The 16,978-nt window shown below is 33.6% G+C and carries 17 protein-coding genes; 5 read left to right on the top strand and 12 right to left on the bottom strand.

The features are described from left to right. Positions 1 to 181: 181 nt before the first annotated feature. Both VB776_RS19325 and VB776_RS19320 read right to left on the bottom strand, forming a co-directional pair. Positions 182 to 1,603: a glycoside hydrolase family 125 protein gene (locus VB776_RS19325; protein WP_323698512.1), complete on the bottom strand. Its 1,422-nt coding sequence runs from the start codon at positions 1,601 to 1,603 to the stop codon at positions 182 to 184. Positions 1,604 to 1,882: 279 nt separating this feature from the next. Further along, positions 1,883 to 2,725: a DUF3800 domain-containing protein gene (locus VB776_RS19320; protein WP_323698511.1), complete on the bottom strand. Its 843-nt coding sequence runs from the start codon at positions 2,723 to 2,725 to the stop codon at positions 1,883 to 1,885. A gap of 647 nt (positions 2,726 to 3,372) precedes the next feature. Between VB776_RS19320 and VB776_RS19315 the strand changes: the two genes are divergently transcribed. Beyond that, positions 3,373 to 3,834 (top strand): hypothetical protein, encoded by a 462-nt coding sequence (locus VB776_RS19315; protein WP_323698510.1) that lies wholly within the window; start codon positions 3,373 to 3,375, stop codon positions 3,832 to 3,834. Positions 3,835 to 3,926: 92 nt separating this feature from the next. On the opposite strand, the gene VB776_RS19310 is transcribed toward VB776_RS19315, so the two are convergent. The 5 genes from VB776_RS19310 to VB776_RS19290 all read right to left on the bottom strand — a co-directional run bounded on the left by VB776_RS19310 (position 3,927) and on the right by VB776_RS19290 (position 9,197). Beyond that, entirely contained in the window at positions 3,927 to 4,124 is a 198-nt protein-coding gene (locus VB776_RS19310; protein WP_323698509.1) for a hypothetical protein, read from the bottom strand. 24 nt (positions 4,125 to 4,148) lie between these two features. After that, positions 4,149 to 4,850 carry a hypothetical protein gene (locus VB776_RS19305; RefSeq protein ID WP_323698508.1) on the bottom strand — a complete coding sequence of 234 codons (702 nt, stop codon included), beginning with the start codon at positions 4,848 to 4,850 and terminating at the stop codon, positions 4,149 to 4,151. After that, a complete protein-coding gene (locus VB776_RS19300; RefSeq protein WP_323698507.1) occupies positions 4,837 to 6,381 on the bottom strand; it encodes an AAA family ATPase in 1,545 nt (514 codons plus the stop codon). Before VB776_RS19300 ends, VB776_RS19305 begins: the two co-directional genes overlap by 14 nt. A 669-nt stretch (positions 6,382 to 7,050) precedes the next feature. Next, on the bottom strand, positions 7,051 to 8,415 hold the full coding sequence (locus tag VB776_RS19295) for a cellulose synthase family protein (protein ID WP_323698506.1): 1,365 nt from the start codon (positions 8,413 to 8,415) through the stop codon (positions 7,051 to 7,053). 95 nt (positions 8,416 to 8,510) lie between these two features. Further along, positions 8,511 to 9,197, bottom strand: a complete 687-nt coding sequence (locus tag VB776_RS19290) for a glycosyltransferase family 2 protein (RefSeq protein ID WP_323698505.1) — start codon at positions 9,195 to 9,197, stop codon at positions 8,511 to 8,513. Between the two features lie 135 nt (positions 9,198 to 9,332). Between VB776_RS19290 and VB776_RS19285 the strand changes: the two genes are divergently transcribed. Both VB776_RS19285 and VB776_RS19280 read left to right on the top strand, forming a co-directional pair. Further along, positions 9,333 to 10,130, top strand: a complete 798-nt coding sequence (locus VB776_RS19285; protein WP_323698504.1) for a Rossmann-like and DUF2520 domain-containing protein — start codon at positions 9,333 to 9,335, stop codon at positions 10,128 to 10,130. Continuing rightward, entirely contained in the window at positions 10,127 to 10,636 is a 510-nt protein-coding gene (locus tag VB776_RS19280; RefSeq protein ID WP_323698503.1) for a KdsC family phosphatase, read from the top strand. The genes VB776_RS19285 and VB776_RS19280 overlap by 4 nt, the downstream gene beginning before the upstream one ends. A 97-nt stretch (positions 10,637 to 10,733) precedes the next feature. Here VB776_RS19280 and trpB read toward each other — a convergent pair whose 3' ends face one another. From trpB to VB776_RS19260, 4 genes are all read right to left on the bottom strand, one after another. Then, the gene (trpB, locus tag VB776_RS19275) at positions 10,734 to 11,924 is read right to left on the bottom strand and encodes a tryptophan synthase subunit beta (protein WP_323698502.1); all 1,191 of its coding nucleotides are present in this window, start codon (positions 11,922 to 11,924) and stop codon (positions 10,734 to 10,736) included. Further along, positions 11,921 to 12,568: a phosphoribosylanthranilate isomerase gene (locus VB776_RS19270; protein WP_323698501.1), complete on the bottom strand. Its 648-nt coding sequence runs from the start codon at positions 12,566 to 12,568 to the stop codon at positions 11,921 to 11,923. The genes trpB and VB776_RS19270 overlap by 4 nt, the downstream gene beginning before the upstream one ends. A 216-nt stretch (positions 12,569 to 12,784) precedes the next feature. Beyond that, on the bottom strand, positions 12,785 to 13,243 hold the full coding sequence (locus tag VB776_RS19265; protein WP_323698500.1) for a MaoC family dehydratase: 459 nt from the start codon (positions 13,241 to 13,243) through the stop codon (positions 12,785 to 12,787). 287 nt (positions 13,244 to 13,530) lie between these two features. Beyond that, on the bottom strand, positions 13,531 to 13,914 hold the full coding sequence (locus VB776_RS19260) for a DUF6249 domain-containing protein (protein ID WP_323698499.1): 384 nt from the start codon (positions 13,912 to 13,914) through the stop codon (positions 13,531 to 13,533). Positions 13,915 to 14,059: 145 nt separating this feature from the next. Here VB776_RS19260 and VB776_RS19255 point away from each other — a divergent pair, with 145 nt between their 5' ends. Both VB776_RS19255 and VB776_RS19250 read left to right on the top strand, forming a co-directional pair. After that, positions 14,060 to 14,629 carry an RNA polymerase sigma factor gene (locus tag VB776_RS19255; RefSeq protein WP_323698498.1) on the top strand — a complete coding sequence of 190 codons (570 nt, stop codon included), beginning with the start codon at positions 14,060 to 14,062 and terminating at the stop codon, positions 14,627 to 14,629. 24 nt (positions 14,630 to 14,653) lie between these two features. Beyond that, on the top strand, positions 14,654 to 15,133 hold the full coding sequence (locus VB776_RS19250; protein WP_323698497.1) for a hypothetical protein: 480 nt from the start codon (positions 14,654 to 14,656) through the stop codon (positions 15,131 to 15,133). A gap of 64 nt (positions 15,134 to 15,197) precedes the next feature. Here VB776_RS19250 and VB776_RS19245 read toward each other — a convergent pair whose 3' ends face one another. Then, complete coding sequence (locus tag VB776_RS19245; protein ID WP_323698496.1) at positions 15,198 to 16,649, bottom strand: rubredoxin; 1,452 nt, start codon at positions 16,647 to 16,649, stop codon at positions 15,198 to 15,200. Positions 16,650 to 16,978: the final 329 nt, after the last annotated feature.

Here is a 16,978-nt window from a genome sequence, read left to right as displayed (position 1 = left end):
AATCAAACAAAATTGTATTTTTTAAATAAAGCACCTCAGATGAAAGCAAAAATCCACCCAGAACATGAGTGGATTTTATCGTAAAGCAATATCGAAAAACAATTTTCAAGGGAAGCCTAATTTTTGATTGATATTAAATAAAAAATGCTCGCCAAGTACAAAGGCGAGCATTTTTTATTTTCTACAATTTCACATTCAACAAATGTGGTCTTTCTTTCTCTATCTTCAGCATTAATTCACCAAATAAAGTATTCGCCCAAGCAAACCATTTACGAGTAAATTTAGTAGCATCATCTTTATCGAAAGATTCGTGCATAAAACCTGTATTAGCATGCGTCTTTTTCAAGAAACGTAATTGTGCTAATATCTCTTGGTCATTATTAGAAGTCATCGCACGCATGATGATACTCATAGGCCAAATCTGGTCAATTAAAGTATGCGGACTACCAACACCTTCGGCTGCTTTTCCTTTGAAGAAATAAGGGTTGTTTTCACTAAAGATAAACTTACGAGTATTCTGATAAATTGGGTCAGATAATTTCAATGCTCCTAAATATGGCAAAGCCATTAAATTCGGTACGTTGGCATCATCTTGCAACAAACGGTTCCCATATCCATCTACTTCCAAAGCATACATTTGTCCGTAAACAGGGTGCAAAATAATGGCGTGTTTCTTTACGGCTTGTTCAACTTGACTAGCAAAATCTGTACATTCTTTTGCAAAAGCAGTATCCTTATAAACCTTCGTAGCAATCTCTGCAATCTGACGGAAAGAAACGACTGCGAATAAATTTGAAGGAATTAAATATGGAAAAGTAGTGGCATCATCAGATGGACGGAAAATACTATTGATTAAACCGTTTGGTTTAGTCGGATTTCCGTAACCATTTCCCGGCACAGTATCCGTTGACCAAGAAGTAGTTCTTCCAAAATGATATGGTCCTTTACTATGAAAACGTTGTTGTTCTCTACAAGTAGCAATAATCAATTTAGCAGCTTTCAACCATTTCTCATCAAAAATACTGGTATCGTTTGCCGTTTTCCAATAATGAAAAGCCAAACGAACGGTATAACATAATGAATCTAATTCCCATTTTCTTTCATGCAACTCAGGTTTCATGTCTGTATGGTCAGAAAGCCATTCAGATTTGCCTGGTCCATCGTTGAAAGCATTTGCATAAGGGTCAATCAAAATACATTCAGTTTGGCGATTTACTACACCAGCAATCAATGCTTTTAATTGTTCGTCTTCCTTGATTAAAGGCATATAAGGCCAAACTTGTGCAGTACTATCACGCAACCACATCGCATGAATATCGCCCGTGATGACAAAAGTATCAGGACGATTGTTTTTGATTTGGTAATTGACCGTCGTATCTAACGTATTCGGAAAACAGTTTTCAAACATCCAAGCCACCTCCGCATCTTTGATGCTGGTTTTCATTCTTTTGATGGTTGCCTCAATGATTGGACTGCTAAATTTTCGTTGGCTCAATGGTACACGAACGGTAGGATATTCATTGGCAAAAACTGGATAATTTGCCAGTAAACCAGCACTTGCAATAGACGAAGCCTTGATAAATGTTCTTCGATTAATGTTCATAAACTTATTGTTTTATAATTATATTGAATTGGATAAGCCTTCAATATCGATGTTTTTTAAAGTCTATCTGACCTTTTTTGTAAAGATAGAATTTTAGATTAGTACTCATAGCATGAGTAAAAGGAAGGTATGATTTTAGCAGTGTTTATCAATCATAAAATTTGATTGGTAACATTTTGTAATGTAAATTTGCAACACAATAGGACAGTGTTCTATTAAGCTCTGTAGCTATCCGAAGCCCCACGTTCCACGTAGGAGATTTATGTAGGTAGAACGGAGCTATTTTTTTTGCTTGTGCAAAGTATTATCTACTTCATGTTCTTTGGGAATAAAATTCCAATGTCTATAAGCATCTAACCATAAACTTTCCATCCCTACTTTCTTCCCCGTTGATTTTCCAATATTAAAGCCTTTATGAATTTTGCGTATTCTGGTTAAAATATGCTTGTATAACTTCTCCTTTGCTTTTGTTCTTTTTCCTCGTCTCTTTTTACCTTCAGGAATTTCTTTATGCAAATCATTTAGTCTAAAAGCCATTGCACCCAGAACGACATCCATAAATTGCAATAAAACATGCTCGTGAGAACGCACTTCTGCAATAGCATCTTTTCTAAATTTAATTTTTGATAATTGAAAATTCTGTTCTCTTTCAAGCCCTTTAATAAACTCTTTGAAGCGATTATTTTTTTCAATCTTATCGGGAAGTGTATCAAAATAAGCTCTTATATAAACTGGTTTGCCTGATTCATTATCGTTACTATTAATAAGCCCAAAAGCATGCTTAAAAAACTGATAATATAGAATAAAGTATTCATCCTCTAAATGTTGATTGGAAAGATTAAGTGGTTTATTAGAATTTTGAGTGAACATTACTCTCATTTTAACTTTGCCTTGCTCCATTAAATCAAAAAATACATCTATCGCATTAATATATTTATCAACGTAATGCTCCGTCACTTTTTGCCATTTTATTTCATTTAAAAGTCCTTGAGCAACCCTAACTTCTGTTAGTTTTTTTTGAACATATTTTAAATCTTTAGATTTAACTAAAACTCCGCCGTAGAAATTTGAAAAGTACTGTCCTTTTTTGACAGACTCATCACACCATATAAAATACTCCATCTGATATAAAATTATTACTGAAGCAATTTAGCCAAAAACATCTGCTTTCAAACATGAAAGTATAGGTCATTTTTAGCAATCTTACTCAAATATCTTTATTCATGACTAGCCCATATTTTTACTCTCAAACTAGAATAAGAAATGGGAGGGACTGTTTAGAAAACCCGCCAACCCATCTTTTTAATAGCCCAATCCATCAAAAAGAACCAATAAGCTATCTCGGAGATAGGTCATCCCATCTTTTTCATAGAACGAGCTATCTCAGAGATAGCTCGACCTGTCTTTTTTGCGGTTTTTTGCGTGAAAAAGATGGAAAATCCTATCTCGGAGATAGCTTGACCTATCTTTTTCACGCAATTTCCCGTATAAAAGTGAAGAAAACCGTATAAATAGAATATCGACTTTACTATCCAAAAACAATATAATTATTGGTACATAAATAGTCGAAACTTACTAAAATATCACTTATCCAATAAAATCGACCGTAAACTAAATTATCGACAATCATTTCACTTAAAATATATATTTTCAATACGTTAAATAGCCTCTACCTTTATCTGATAATAAACCGTCTATAAGGTTTATTATACTTCTTGTGGTGATGTTATTTGGCTTCATAAAACATCCATTTAAACCCCTCTAAAATCATGGAAAACCAAATCGCTTTCTCCTTGACAGAAGCTGAAGAAACTCAGCTTACCCAACATCTTTTAGCCATTATACAAATCATTCAACCCAAAAGCATTGTATTAAGTGCTAATGATATAAGTGGTTTGGCTAAGATGGCAGATGGCAATTTACCCTTTACCGAAAAAGCCATAGGCTATATGGCTACAGCGCCTCAGTTTAAACCCCCTTTTGTAGATGCTTCCGATGCAGAAATCGACTTAGAAGCCTACAAAATCAGCAAGCATTTTTTAATCTATGCACTACAAATTTCTAAAAGTATCGGAGATATTTCCTTACTTTCAGGCTCAGAAGCCTATGAGGCTGCTTTGGCATATTACAAGAATGTAAAATTTCATGCAGATGCCAAGCAACCCGGAGCCAAAGAAATCTATGACGATTTATCCAAACGTTTTGTAGGTTTTAGAGGCAAGAAGGCTTAAAACAATAACGGTCAGGCAAAACACCTGACCGTTATTATTTTAAACAAAACCGTAGGGCGAGTTTCCAACTCGCCTGAAATTTAGAGGGTTAATTACTTTTCTTGTAATTCCATCAACATCACTTCCATTTCTTCCAACCAATTCAATAAACTCAATTTAGATTTATCAAACTCATTTGTAATTCCTTGAGGAATTTGGCTGTAAATATTAGTTTCTACTTCTTTAATTGAAAGTTTTAGCTTTTCAATTTTATCAAGTGTATCTGTATAATTTGTGGTTGATGTTATCATAATCTTAGAAGTACTCAAGTTTATCTATATCGTAGCCAATCTATCTAAAATATCTTGAAAATCAATTTCAAAACCTGTTGTTACTGGAGTAGTATGGTTTCGATAAAATATAACAGGTACATATAACCGAGTTAATGCTAATGGTTCTACTTTAACATTAAATTCTCTCTTAAAGTCTTCAATATATTTTGTCTTAAATGTTTCTTTCGCTTCACTTCCACTATAATATCTAGTAAGGGTCATGTCTTCATAATTATAACAACATATACCTACAGGATATATTGTTGTGTCCAGTAACTCTGAAAGTTCAGAATGACTTGCAATAAATATGGAGATTGTTGATAAGCTCCCTTCAAATTTATCTTTTACTTTAGAAAAATTTTCAATAGACATGGTTGTTTTCATTTCAAACATAAATAAGAACAATTTGTCTTCATAATGCCATAAAACAGTTTTTTCTACTTTGTAACCTGCACTTGAAAATGCTCCTTTTTGCCCATCAAGGATTAAGTTTGGATATTTATTTTGGTAAAATTCGTTTTCAAAAATCCATATATTTTCTTGGGGTATGTTGTTAAGTTTTACTAATACCAAATCTTGATTTGATTTTTTAGTATTTGAATCAGACTCCTCAATCCTAACAACCCCAGAACTATCAGTAAACTTGTAAAATAGCTTTACATCAGTTTCTAATTTTTGGGTAACATGCTCTCTAATATTCTTCAATGGGAACATTTTTCTCTGATTTATATAGCTGTTTGAACATCAATTCGTTTAGGGCATCACCTAAAGCATATATTTTATCTTGTGCTTGCTTGAACGAGCTAAAAATAGTTCCATAGCTTCCTACTTTATGCTCTGTAACGACTTCACCATTAAAATAATATATGCCTGTGTTATCAGGGTTCATATCAAAATTAATAAGATTAAAGTTTTTAATTACTTCATCTTTATTATCAAGTTGTCCTAACACTAAATAATTATTAATCATTTCAGCTAATAAAGGACTATGCGTAGTAATCAGTATTCGATTATCTTTTAAGCTTGCAAACTCTAATAGCAAATTGATTAACTTAATTTGACTTTCTGGATGTAGATTTTCTTCTGGTTCATCTATCATTAAAAAGTTCTGGTCTGCTTTTGCCCAATATTTAAAATATAAAAACAAAATCCCTAATTGATTAATCGAAGACGAAGCCAAATACATATTAATAGGCTTTTCACTTTGTACATTATCTTTCTGAATCCTAAACTTCTCCACCCAGTTTGATAAGGTACTTGGTCTATCCATTACGATTTGACCACCCATAATAGAACTAAGTTTATATATAAGTTCATCATATAAGCCAGTACCATTCAGCATAAACTCTTCATTCTTATTTTTTCTTAACCTTGATATTTCACTTATCAGATTACTAATTTGAATAGTATGGTTACTGTCAGATTTTCTTGATACGATGTTGCCTAACTTTTCTCTATCAACATCCTTGCTTTGTAAAAGCTCCAAAAGGCTCTTTGCTAACTCAGCATTTCGTGCATTATCTTGCTCAACTAATTCATCTGCATTTTCTAATATAAAGATTCTATTTGCTGGTAAGAAAAAAGGCTTTTCTCTATTTTGTAATAGTAAACTCAACAAAGATTGATTAAAGCTCTTGGATACATCTTCTCGGATAGAATTTATTTGCTCTTCAAATTTTTTCTTTGGAACATTTTCAAAAAAATCTTTTGGTAGTTTTTCATATATCTGTTCACTTGTGAAATTTTCAATCTTTACTTCTAATGATTGTTTCTCCTTTTTTAAAGTATATATATATACATCTCCATCGCTTGTCGCATTATCTTTATTATTGATAACCCCAATTGCTACTCCTGATTGTAATGAAGGTTTTTCTACATCTTCTTTAAAATCAAATTGAAATTGTATTTCTAAATTCCTAAGAATAAAATTACTATCATTCCCAGTTTTAAGAGACTTAGGAATGGTTACTTCTTTCAAATAAGTTGCAAAGCTATTTAATAAGGTCTTTATAATATCTTCAGTTAATTCTAAAGAACCTGATTCATTCTTTACTAATCTAATACCTTTTGACGACTCTGTATATTCACGTAATGTCTCAACGTTAAATATGTCATAGATTAATTTTGCCAAATAAGTTTTACCAGTATTGTTATATCCTACAAAAAAGTAATGCCTTTTTGACAAATCAATAACACTTTCTTTTATTGCTCCAAAATTTCTAACTAACAGTTTCATGTTTCTAATTTTTATGCAAGTTTAGTTATAATATCTTTCAAATATTAAAGAATAACAAACAATGTTTAATTTTGTAGTTATATGTTTCTGATGATTTTTTCATAAGTTCTAAATAAATTTAATTTTTATTACTACAATATCCAAAAACTCATTTCAAACGTTGAATCTTACTTCAATAAAATACCGCACTAACCCATCCAATAGGGATTCTATATCGGTAATAAATAAAATAACGATTGAAACCTAAATCCGTAAGAACGAAAGATTAGAATCTATATCATTAATTCCCCACCGATATTTCACTCCTGACGGAGTTGTCTTTGTAAAAAAGCAAAAAGTCTAAGAAACCCACCAACCCATCTTTTTAATAGCCAAATCCATCAAAAAGAACCAACAACTCATCTCGAAGATAGGTCATCCCATCTTTTTCATAGGACGAGCTATCTCTGAGATAGCTTAATCTATCTTTTTTGCGGTTTTTTGCGTGAAAAAGATGGGAAATCCTATCTCGGAGATAGGTTATCCTATCTTTTTCACGCAATTTCCCGTATAAAAGTGAAGAAAACCGCAAATTGAAATAAGAGAATATTGGTGTTATTTACATTCTTGCAAAAAGCCATGAATTTGGCTAATGTTTGCAGGAATGGCTGGCTTGTACTTTAAGCCTTTTTACTTTCGGATGAGTTGATGGAAAATAGAAAGCAGACTAACGGAAGCAAAACCGAAGGTAAACATGGTGTGGAAAAACATTAATTGATAGTCCTGAAATTGCCAGTCTCGCCAAGATGCCCAGCCGAAAAATACCATCAAAAACAATTCTATAATGGTTAAACTGCTGATTGTGCCTGATAGATATTTGTTACTTGTCCACGATGTACTTTGGTTGACAATGTTAAACTTTGGTGTACGCACAAATGGTGTTTTTCTACCAAAATAGCCTTCTAGTACTGCTAAAGAATTATGCAGTGAAAGCCCCATCATAAAAGACAAGAACAAAGGAAATTTTATCAAAAAGACAGTAAAATGGACAAACTTTCGGTTTCCAAACCAATAGAAAATGGCTAAAAAAACTAAGCTTATCTGGAAAAAGCCAATCAACTGAAAGTAAAAATGGTATTGATTTGAACTTTTAATAATGCTTTGAATCGCTACACTCAGCACCGATAAGGTCAACATACAGATAAAAGCTGCTGAATTCAAGAGGTGAAAAAAGGCGTGAATTTTAGTAGTAAATGAAATATTTGTAGCCTTCAATACATTCCATAAATGTTTGCGAGCGCATTCTGCTGCACCCTTCGACCAACGTTTTTGTTGGGTTTTCAGGGCATTCATTTCAATGGGCAATTCTGCGGGAGAAGCTAATGCTTCTAAATATTGAAATTTCCAACCTTTCAATTGCGCTCGATAACTTAAATCTAGGTCTTCCGTAAGTGTATCTGCCGACCATCCACCTGTATCATTGATGGTATTTTTTCTCCAAATACCCGCAGTTCCGTTAAAATTGATAAAATGCCCACCAAAATTCCTCCCCACTTGCTCTACACTGAAATGTGCATCTAAACCAAAAGCTTGCAAATCGGTAATCATCGAAAAGTTTCGATTGAGGTGCGTCCAATGTGTTTGTACCATTCCAATCTTTGTATCTTGAAAGTATGGGATTGTCTTTTCTAAAAAAGTTTTATCAGGTAGAAAATCGGCATCAAAAATGGCAATGAATTCACCTTTGGCAATCAATAATCCTTCTGCCAAAGCACCCGCTTTAAAACCAACACGATTATTTCGCCTGATATGCACAAGGTCAAAACCCAAATTTTGATAGTATTTTATCCTTTCTGAGATTATTTCTGTGGTTTCGTCGGTAGAATCGTCTAAAATTTGAATTTCTAAGCATTCTTTAGGATAGTTGATTGCACAAACGGCATCAATCAAACGTTCTACGACATAAAGCTCATTGAAAATGGGTAATTGAATCGTTATAGATGGTTGGAAAGGCAGATTATTTACTGAAATACTTTGTGTTTTCCGATGTGCCAAAAGATATAAGCGTACTAAATCAAGCTGTATGAGACTATAACAGAAAACAAATAAGAGGGGAATTGTATAGAGAATGATGATGAGTTTGTCCAAAATTATAGATACTTAAAAATCCAACTTAAAATTTTATAGCCCGCCATGATTGTCCCTTTTAGCGTTCCAGAAACTTTAGAAACTCCAATTCTTGAGCGATAATTAACGGGTACTTCAGCTACTTTTAGTTTCATTTTGGCGGCTTTCAATTGCATTTCTACCGTCCAACCATAAGTAGTGTCTTGCATTTTCATGGCGATGAGCTTTTCAAAAGTAATTGCTCTGAAAGGACCTAAGTCTGTATAAGCAATCCCGTAAAACATTTTTATCAGATTGGTAGCGAGCCAATTACCAAAAATTTGTTGGGGAGTCATTGAGCCTCTTTCTCGTTTTCCTAAAGTTCTCGAACCAATTACCATGTCAAAATTTTGTTCGATAATCGGTTTAATTAATCTGGATATTTCTTCTGGATAATCCGAATGGTCGGCATCCATAAAAACCATAATATCTGGCAGGATGTTTTGCAGTTTACAATAGTCAATCCCCTTTAAACAAGCCCATCCATAACCTTGTCGGTTTTCGTTTAACACTGTTGCTCCGGCTTCTTTGGCTATTTGGGCAGTTTGGTCATTAGAATTGTTATTTACAACAATGATTTCAGCGACCAAATGCTTAGGAATTTCACGAATTACAAGCCCAACCGCATTTTCTTCGTTAAAAGCAGGAATAATGACAACTATTTTTTTCATGGTATTACAAAGATAAACCTTGAAAATTGAGTTTTTTTAGGATTTCCTTGATTAATATTGTGTTAATTTATGAGTTGTCTATCTAATTGACTGTAGTATAACCGCCAACTACTACACTAATCACAATAACATATCTTGAAAATTTCATTTATTGGTTCTGGAAACGTAGCTTGGCATCTATCTCAAGCACTTGAAAACATAGGTCATAGTGTAGAGGAAGTATATAGCCGTAACCCTAAACATACTGAAGCACTTACAAAAGTGCTTTACAATGCAAACGCCCATGATTCGTTGGATTTTAGAAATTCCAATGCTCAATTATTTTTTCTTTGCGTTTCTGATGATGCCATTGCGGAAGTTATTAAACATTTGATGCTTCCACTAGATGCAATACTTATCCACACTTCTGGAAGTAAGTCTCTCCACGATATGGATGAATTACTCCGTGTCTATAGTGATATTCCTATCAAAACTGGAGTGTTTTACCCCGTTCAGACCTTCTCTAAAACGTTTCACGTGGATTTCAACACAATTCCTATCTGTATTGAATCAGAAAATGAGGCTGTGGAAAACATGTTGATAACTCTTGGACAAGAACTTTCAGACATTACTTATGCCGTTAATTCAGAAGAAAGAAGAATACTTCATGTAGCGGCAGTATTTGCTTGTAACTTCACCAATCACCTCTTGGGAATAGCTCAGGAACTACTAGAAGAAAACGATTTAGAGTTTGAATTATTAAAACCGCTTATTCAGGAAACTGTTAAAAAAGCCATAGATGCCAAGAGTATTTTTAAAGTACAAACTGGGCCTGCTGTTCGTGGTGATCAAAAAATCCTCAATCAACATTTACTTTTCTTAAAACAACAGCCCGACTATCAACATATTTATAGAGCCTTATCGGAAGGTATTGCTCATCAAAGAGACAAATGAATTTAGAAGCTTTAAAAAAAATCACCACGTTCGTCTTTGATATTGATGGCGTCATGACCGACGGTTCGGTGCATGTACTTGAAACTGGAGAGCATTATCGTACTTTCCACATCAGAGATGGCTATGCCATCGAACGAGCTGTGCAAGCTGGTTATCGTATCTGTGTTATCACTGGCGGAAAACACGAAGGTGTCCGCAAAAGGTTACAGAACCTAAAAATTCATTATGTTTTTATGGGTTCTGGCGGAAAAAGTAAATTACAGATTTATCAAGATTGGTTAGCGAGTGTAGATATTCCAGAAGATAATATTTTATACATGGGCGACGATTTACCTGATTATGAAGTAATGCTTCGTCCTGATATTTTTGCCACTTGCCCTGCTGACGCTTGTGAAGAGATTCTATCTATCGCCAATTATGTTTCTCCACAAAAAGGAGGAAAAGGTGCTGTAAGAGATGTTATTGAACAAGTAATGCGTGCAAAGGGAGAGTGGTTGAAGTTTTAAGCCATAGTCTCCATTATATTTGAGCGATAAAAATTATAATTAAAAAGGCTTTCCCCGAAAACAGAGAAAGCCTTTTTAATTATTAACAAACTATCAATCACTTGACATATTTTTGATACGTTTCTAAATCTTTGTCGCCACGTCCAGAAAGATTAATTACTACTACTTCGTCAGGTTTTGCACCTAATTTTGGTAAAACTGCCAAAGCATGTGCTGATTCTAAGGCTGGAATAATTCCTTCTAATAAAGAAAGCTCCATTGCTGATTCAATCGCTTCTTCATCTGTAACATCAAAGAAAGTAGCTCTTTTACTTTCAAACAAATGAGCGTGCATTGGACCAATTCCCGGATAATCTAAACCTGCTGAAATAGAATGCGGTTCAACTACTTGTCCATCTTCCGTTTGCATTAAAATACTTCTACTTCCATGCAAAACGCCTGGTTTTCCTAAGAAAGTAGTCGCTGCCGACATTCCAGAATTAATGCCGTGTCCTGCTGCTTCTGCGGCAATTAATTTTGTTTCTTCATCGTGCAAGAAATGATAAAACGCACCCGCAGCATTAGAACCACCTCCTACGCAAGCAATCACATAATCTGGATTTGTTTTACCTGTTTTCTCTTCTAACTGCCATTTAATTTCTTCGGAAATTACTGACTGAAAACGAGCAACCATATCTGGATAGGGGTGAGGACCCACTACCGAACCAATGATATAATGTGTATCAACAGGGTTGTTAATCCAGTGACGCATAGCTTCGTTGGTAGCATCTTTTAGCGTTTTTGAACCACTAGTGGCTGGTACTACTTTAGCTCCTAGCATTTTCATACGTGCTACGTTTGGTGCTTGACGCTGAATATCTATTTCACCCATGTAAACGATACATTCTAAGCCCATTAAAGCACAAACAGTAGCAGTTGCTACTCCATGCTGACCAGCGCCAGTTTCAGCAACAATTTTATGTTTACCCAAACGCTTTGCCATTAATATTTGCCCGATTGTATTATTTACTTTATGAGCTCCCGTATGGCAAAGGTCTTCTCTTTTTAAATAAACTGTTGTATTATATTTTTCAGAAAGACGTTTTGCCAAAAACAAAGGAGTAGGACGCCCCACATAATCTTTCAAAAGAGCATTAAATTCTTCTTTGAAAGAAGGTTCTTCCATGATACTGAGATAAGAGACTCTTAATTCTTCTACGTTGGGATACAACATTTCAGGAATAAATGCTCCACCAAATTGCCCGTAATATCCTTTTTCGTTTACGTTATATATTTCTGGTGCTATCATATTGATGTTAAGATTGCTTCTGTTGGTTTTACTATTTTCATTAATTCACTTAATTTTTCTATGTCTTTCAAAGCTGGTGCTATTTCAAATTTACTGTTTACATCCAGCGAATGAATCTTTAAGCCTGCTAACTCCCTAGCTTGGGCGGCATTATCTAAATCTATGCCCCCGGCCAAAAAAAATGGTTTATCGTTATCATATCGGCGTAAAACCGACCAATCGAACGTAATTCCGTTGCCTCCCTTCAAATCCCCTTTGGTATCGAATAAAAAGTAATCGCAATAGGGTTTGAAATTGAGTAGTTTACCAAAATTGAATTGATTATCGACCGAAAAAGCTTTAATGATATTTACTCCTTTAAATTTGAGGTTTCTACAAAAATCGGGCATTTCTTCGCCATGCAACTGCACATAATCTAAAGCATACTTTTTCACTTTATCCAAAATATATGCTTGCGTTGCATTCACAAAAACACCAACTTTTTTTACCGATTGTGGAAATGATTTTAACAATTCTTCGTCTAATTCTTCCCCTACAAAACGGCTTGATTTTTCGTAAAAAATAAAACCCATATAGTCGGGCCCAAGTTCTAATAACTCTTTGATATTATCAGAGTTACGCATTCCACAAACTTTTAGTCTCATATCTTTAAAGTGGTCAATTAATTATTATTCTATTTATGCTTGATTAATAACAAAGTTAGTGAAAATCAGGGATTTTTATTACTCAAAAATTGAGAGAATCACAGAACATTCATCTATTTTTTCGCATAAACGTGAATTATAATACCGAAACCCTGTGTATATCAAGAAGGTTTTTCTTTTCTCTTAAAATACAGCATTTACATTTATTTGTATTGATTACTCATAAAACACAGAAATCAACTCGGCAATACAGACAGGTTTTGTTTGTCCTTCAATTTCAAAAATACAATTCATCGTTACTTTCAAACCATTGGGTTGTACTTCTTCAGCTTCTAAAATATTGGCTTTCATACTTACTTTACTTCCAGCAGGAACAGCAGCCGTGAAACGTATTTTATTCGCTCCATAATTCAAACCCATTTTTACAGATTCTACTTTGAAAAGCTCTGCTAAAAATTTAGGAGCTAAAGCCAAAGTAAGAAATCCATGAGCAACTGTTTGTTGAAAAGGCGAGTACTTCTTTGCCATCGCTTCATCTACGTGAATCCACTGAAAATCATGTGTTGCTTTCGCAAAATCATTTATCATTTCCTGAGTAATCGTTGTGAATTCAGTCGTTCCAATTTCTGTACCGATACTATTTTTTAGTGCTTGAAGGTCTTTAAAAATTACCATTGTGAATATTTGAGTTGAACATGATGCTCACAATTTACGGTTTTTGAATGAACAATAAAAAAGCCTCCGTTCCCGTAGGTTGGAGGCTCTGTATTGCTAGAGGCTAAAAGTTCGTACTTTATTAAAGTATTATTGCTGATTTGTTGTGTCAAAATAACGATAAAAACTTGATGGTATTTCTCAATAAAATGTTAAAACTTGTTAACGAAATGTTAAAATGTTTTTGATAAAAATAAAAGACCTCAAAATTGAATTTTGAGGTCTTTAGGAAAGAAAATTATTAGATTTTACTCTTTGTTATCAGGCAAATTTTTCTGATTGAGTTTCATTTGATAGAAGTAAGAAACCAACAAACCCAAACCTCCAAAAATGAAAATCATTGAAAAGTGTGCTACATCATCATCAACATTCAAGACACTTTCTAAAAGGCTACCCATCAATAAACCAATTCCAAAACCGATTAATACAAAGCCCCAACGCAATGAATGACTTGGGTTTACATTATAGTTTTTTGTACTTTTTTCAGGTGGAGCAATGCCTTTGGCAATCATTGCCATTTTTTCATCATTATCGTATTTACGTAAAAATACAATCATTGTAAAGGTGCTGATAATTGCTACAATTGGCACCATAATTCCGACAATTGGAACTAAGCTATCTAAATTTTCCATGTTATAAAAAAGTTTTTTTGTTTTCGTGAATTTTTAAAATCTTGCCGATATGATGTGATAAACTTGTTTGAGGTTACAGGTATTTTAAAAATAAAAAATGTTTATATTGTTGTAACCTTTTCAACGATTGTTGCATCATATCTCTGTGAAAACCAAGGAAACAGATAATCAAATCATCCAACGCATATTAACGGGCGACCAGTCGGGCTACAGAGAGCTTGCCAATCGCCATAAAGACTATGCCTTTACAGTTGCATACAAAATTGTAGGTACACGTGAGGATGCCGAAGAAGTTTCTCAAGATGCTTTTATGCAGGCTTTTAATGCTTTGCCGAGTTTTAATCAAGAAGCAAAATTTACTACTTGGTTCTACAGAATTGTATTTAATGCTGCTTTGATGTTTAAGCGGAAGAAAAATATTGTGGCTGAAGACATCAGTATTTCGGAAGCTGCCCAGCAAGCACCAGCCGATACAAGCGATGATTTGAAAGTAAACGAACAAAAAAAGTACATTCAAAAAGCCTTGAACCAGCTTTCTGCCGACGATGTTACGATGATAACTCTCTTTTATTTGAAAGAACAATCGTTAGAAGAAATCGCTCAAATCGTTGGAATTTCTGCCGAAACAGTCAAAGTAAAACTTTGCAGAGCTAGAAAACGATTAGCAGAAGAAATGAAAAGGATTTTAGGAAATGAAGTAAAAACATTAATCTAGGTTTGATTTTTCAAACGAAAAAATATGGAAGACGAAGAGATTTTTGACATTCTTGATGGCATTGCTTCTGAGGAAACAATTATCCGCCATCAAAATCTATTGCTAAGCGACGAAGCCTATCGTTCTCTTTTTCAAGAGTATGCAGAGACGCATGCTTTGCTCGTAGCAATGCCTGTTGAAAAAACTGCCGTTAATTTTACAGATAAATTAATGGATAAATGGGAATTGGCACAAGTAGAAGTACTTGAAAGAAAGACGAGCAAATTGCCTTTTTACTTTTTGATTGGTGCTGGCATTGTACTTGTCCTTTCATTAATGGTGGTATTTTCTTTGAGCAGTCCTTCTACGATGAAAGTTAATTTGAATCCTGTTTTGAATATTCTTCAAAATAAATTTTTTATCAATGGATTATTGACGATTAACACATTGGTTTTACTAAAGTTTATCGACAAAAAATTCTTGAAACCTTATTTTGAGAAACGCTTTCACATAGGCAGTTTATAATTTTGACATTAAAAAAGGAGTCTTTGCCATGAACAAAGACTCCTTTTAATTTTAAGCAAAACAATTAAACCAATAATTTATCTGCTTTCACTACCTCAAAATTACTTTTTTCACTTTCGCACATTGGGCAACAATAATCAGTAGGTAATTCCGAGAATCTTACTCCTGCCGCAATACCATTGACAGTATCTCCAAAACGGCTATCATAAATGGTAAAGCAAGTTTTACATTGATGTAATTCTGCTTCGGTTTCTTCTTTATTTAAAGTCGCCTTTTTCACTACTGTTGTATCTGCTTTCTTAATTGCATAAAAACGTTTTGATAAACGTTGCAAAATCTCAGGAACGTGAGCTTTATTTACTCCTTTCTCAAATAAGGTTAAAGTACGATTGTTCGGATTAAAATCGTCTGTATGATAAATGTCAAATACATGAGAAATACCTGCAAAAATCTTTCTTTTCTTAATAACAACCGAACCAAATACTTCCGACTTTGAACGTGTCTGAATAGCAAAACTTAAACCAAAAGTACGAACGTCTTCATCATCAAATTCACGAATAATCGCTTTTTTCAATGATAAACCTTCTGGTGATAAATCTTCTACTTGCCAGTTTAATTCGTTAGCAGCATGACGAACGTTGATGCCGTACTTGCCTAATAATTTATCCCAAAGGTTTCTATGTTTGTTTTCAATTCCTTTGATAATTAATGACTTCCAAGGTGTTGTACAAATTTGTCCTACTTTGGTTTCCAGACATAACTCGCAAATTTCAGATAAAAATTCTATCGGAAACGTTTCATTTCTTCTATAAATACCTAACCAAGTTTTTTCGCCATAACGGTTAAAGCCTTCATAATAAGGCAATGAAAATTTTGGTAATACTAATTCTTCAAGAATTACTTGTGAAATAATTTCACCTTTAGCTATTACTTTTTCATAAACTTCATGCTCATCCATTTCGCCAGCATTCAAAATTACTTCTTCGATACGCTTGCATACTTTGGGAATTTCTAAAGTATAAATCAAAATTGGAAAGCGAAATACTTTGTTCGACTGCTTAAAACGCACATACAAATACCAAAAATTCTGAATCGTTGAGGCGATAAAATTCAAATTACCTGTAAAAAATGGCGTGAAAGATTGCTGAGAGTCTGAAATATTAACTTTTAGCTGAGGTTCGTAATCAAAACCATCAAAAATATCTCTATAAATTCCTTCTGAAATCCATTGCCCTGTTGGAAATACTTCTTCTGCACAATACGAAGAAATTATATTAGGTTTTGAATCTGTGTCTTCTTCGAAAGAAATATTAGTTTCGTACAATTTTTTCTTAAATTCTAATATACTACTTCCACGAACAATTTCAGACTTAACATACATCAACAATTGTTGCCTTGCTCCAAACCTTACTTCTCTAACACCTGCCGATTTAGCTCCTAAAAGAATACTTTGTAAAGTGCCAGGTGAAACAATTCCACCAGTTAGATTTATTTTAAGTAATGAGTAATCTTTCATGTTGAATATCATTTTAATAATTTATCAAATATATAAATAATTAGCGTAACATCATAGTCATTTATACTTAATATACTGAAAATCAAATACGTATTATAAGTAAAATCTCTGTATAACTATTTTAATATTTTATATAAATTCGATTTTGCAAATTGTATTATTCCTATAAATATGATTTTTTTTAGAGGAACTTTCTTGAAAAAGTGAAAATAATTGCTTCTTCATGATTGACATATCAAATTCCTTTCCTAAGTTTACATCGTCAAACGAATGACACGGATAAAATTCTAAGCAGCTGAGTTGAAAATTAAAATCAATTTCATTTTTCA

It is taken from the genome of Arcicella gelida, from assembly GCF_034931025.1.
In the GTDB taxonomy this organism is placed as follows: Bacteria; Bacteroidota; Bacteroidia; order Cytophagales; family Spirosomataceae; genus Arcicella; species Arcicella gelida.
This window is presented reverse-complemented; position numbering and strand designations above follow the sequence as displayed.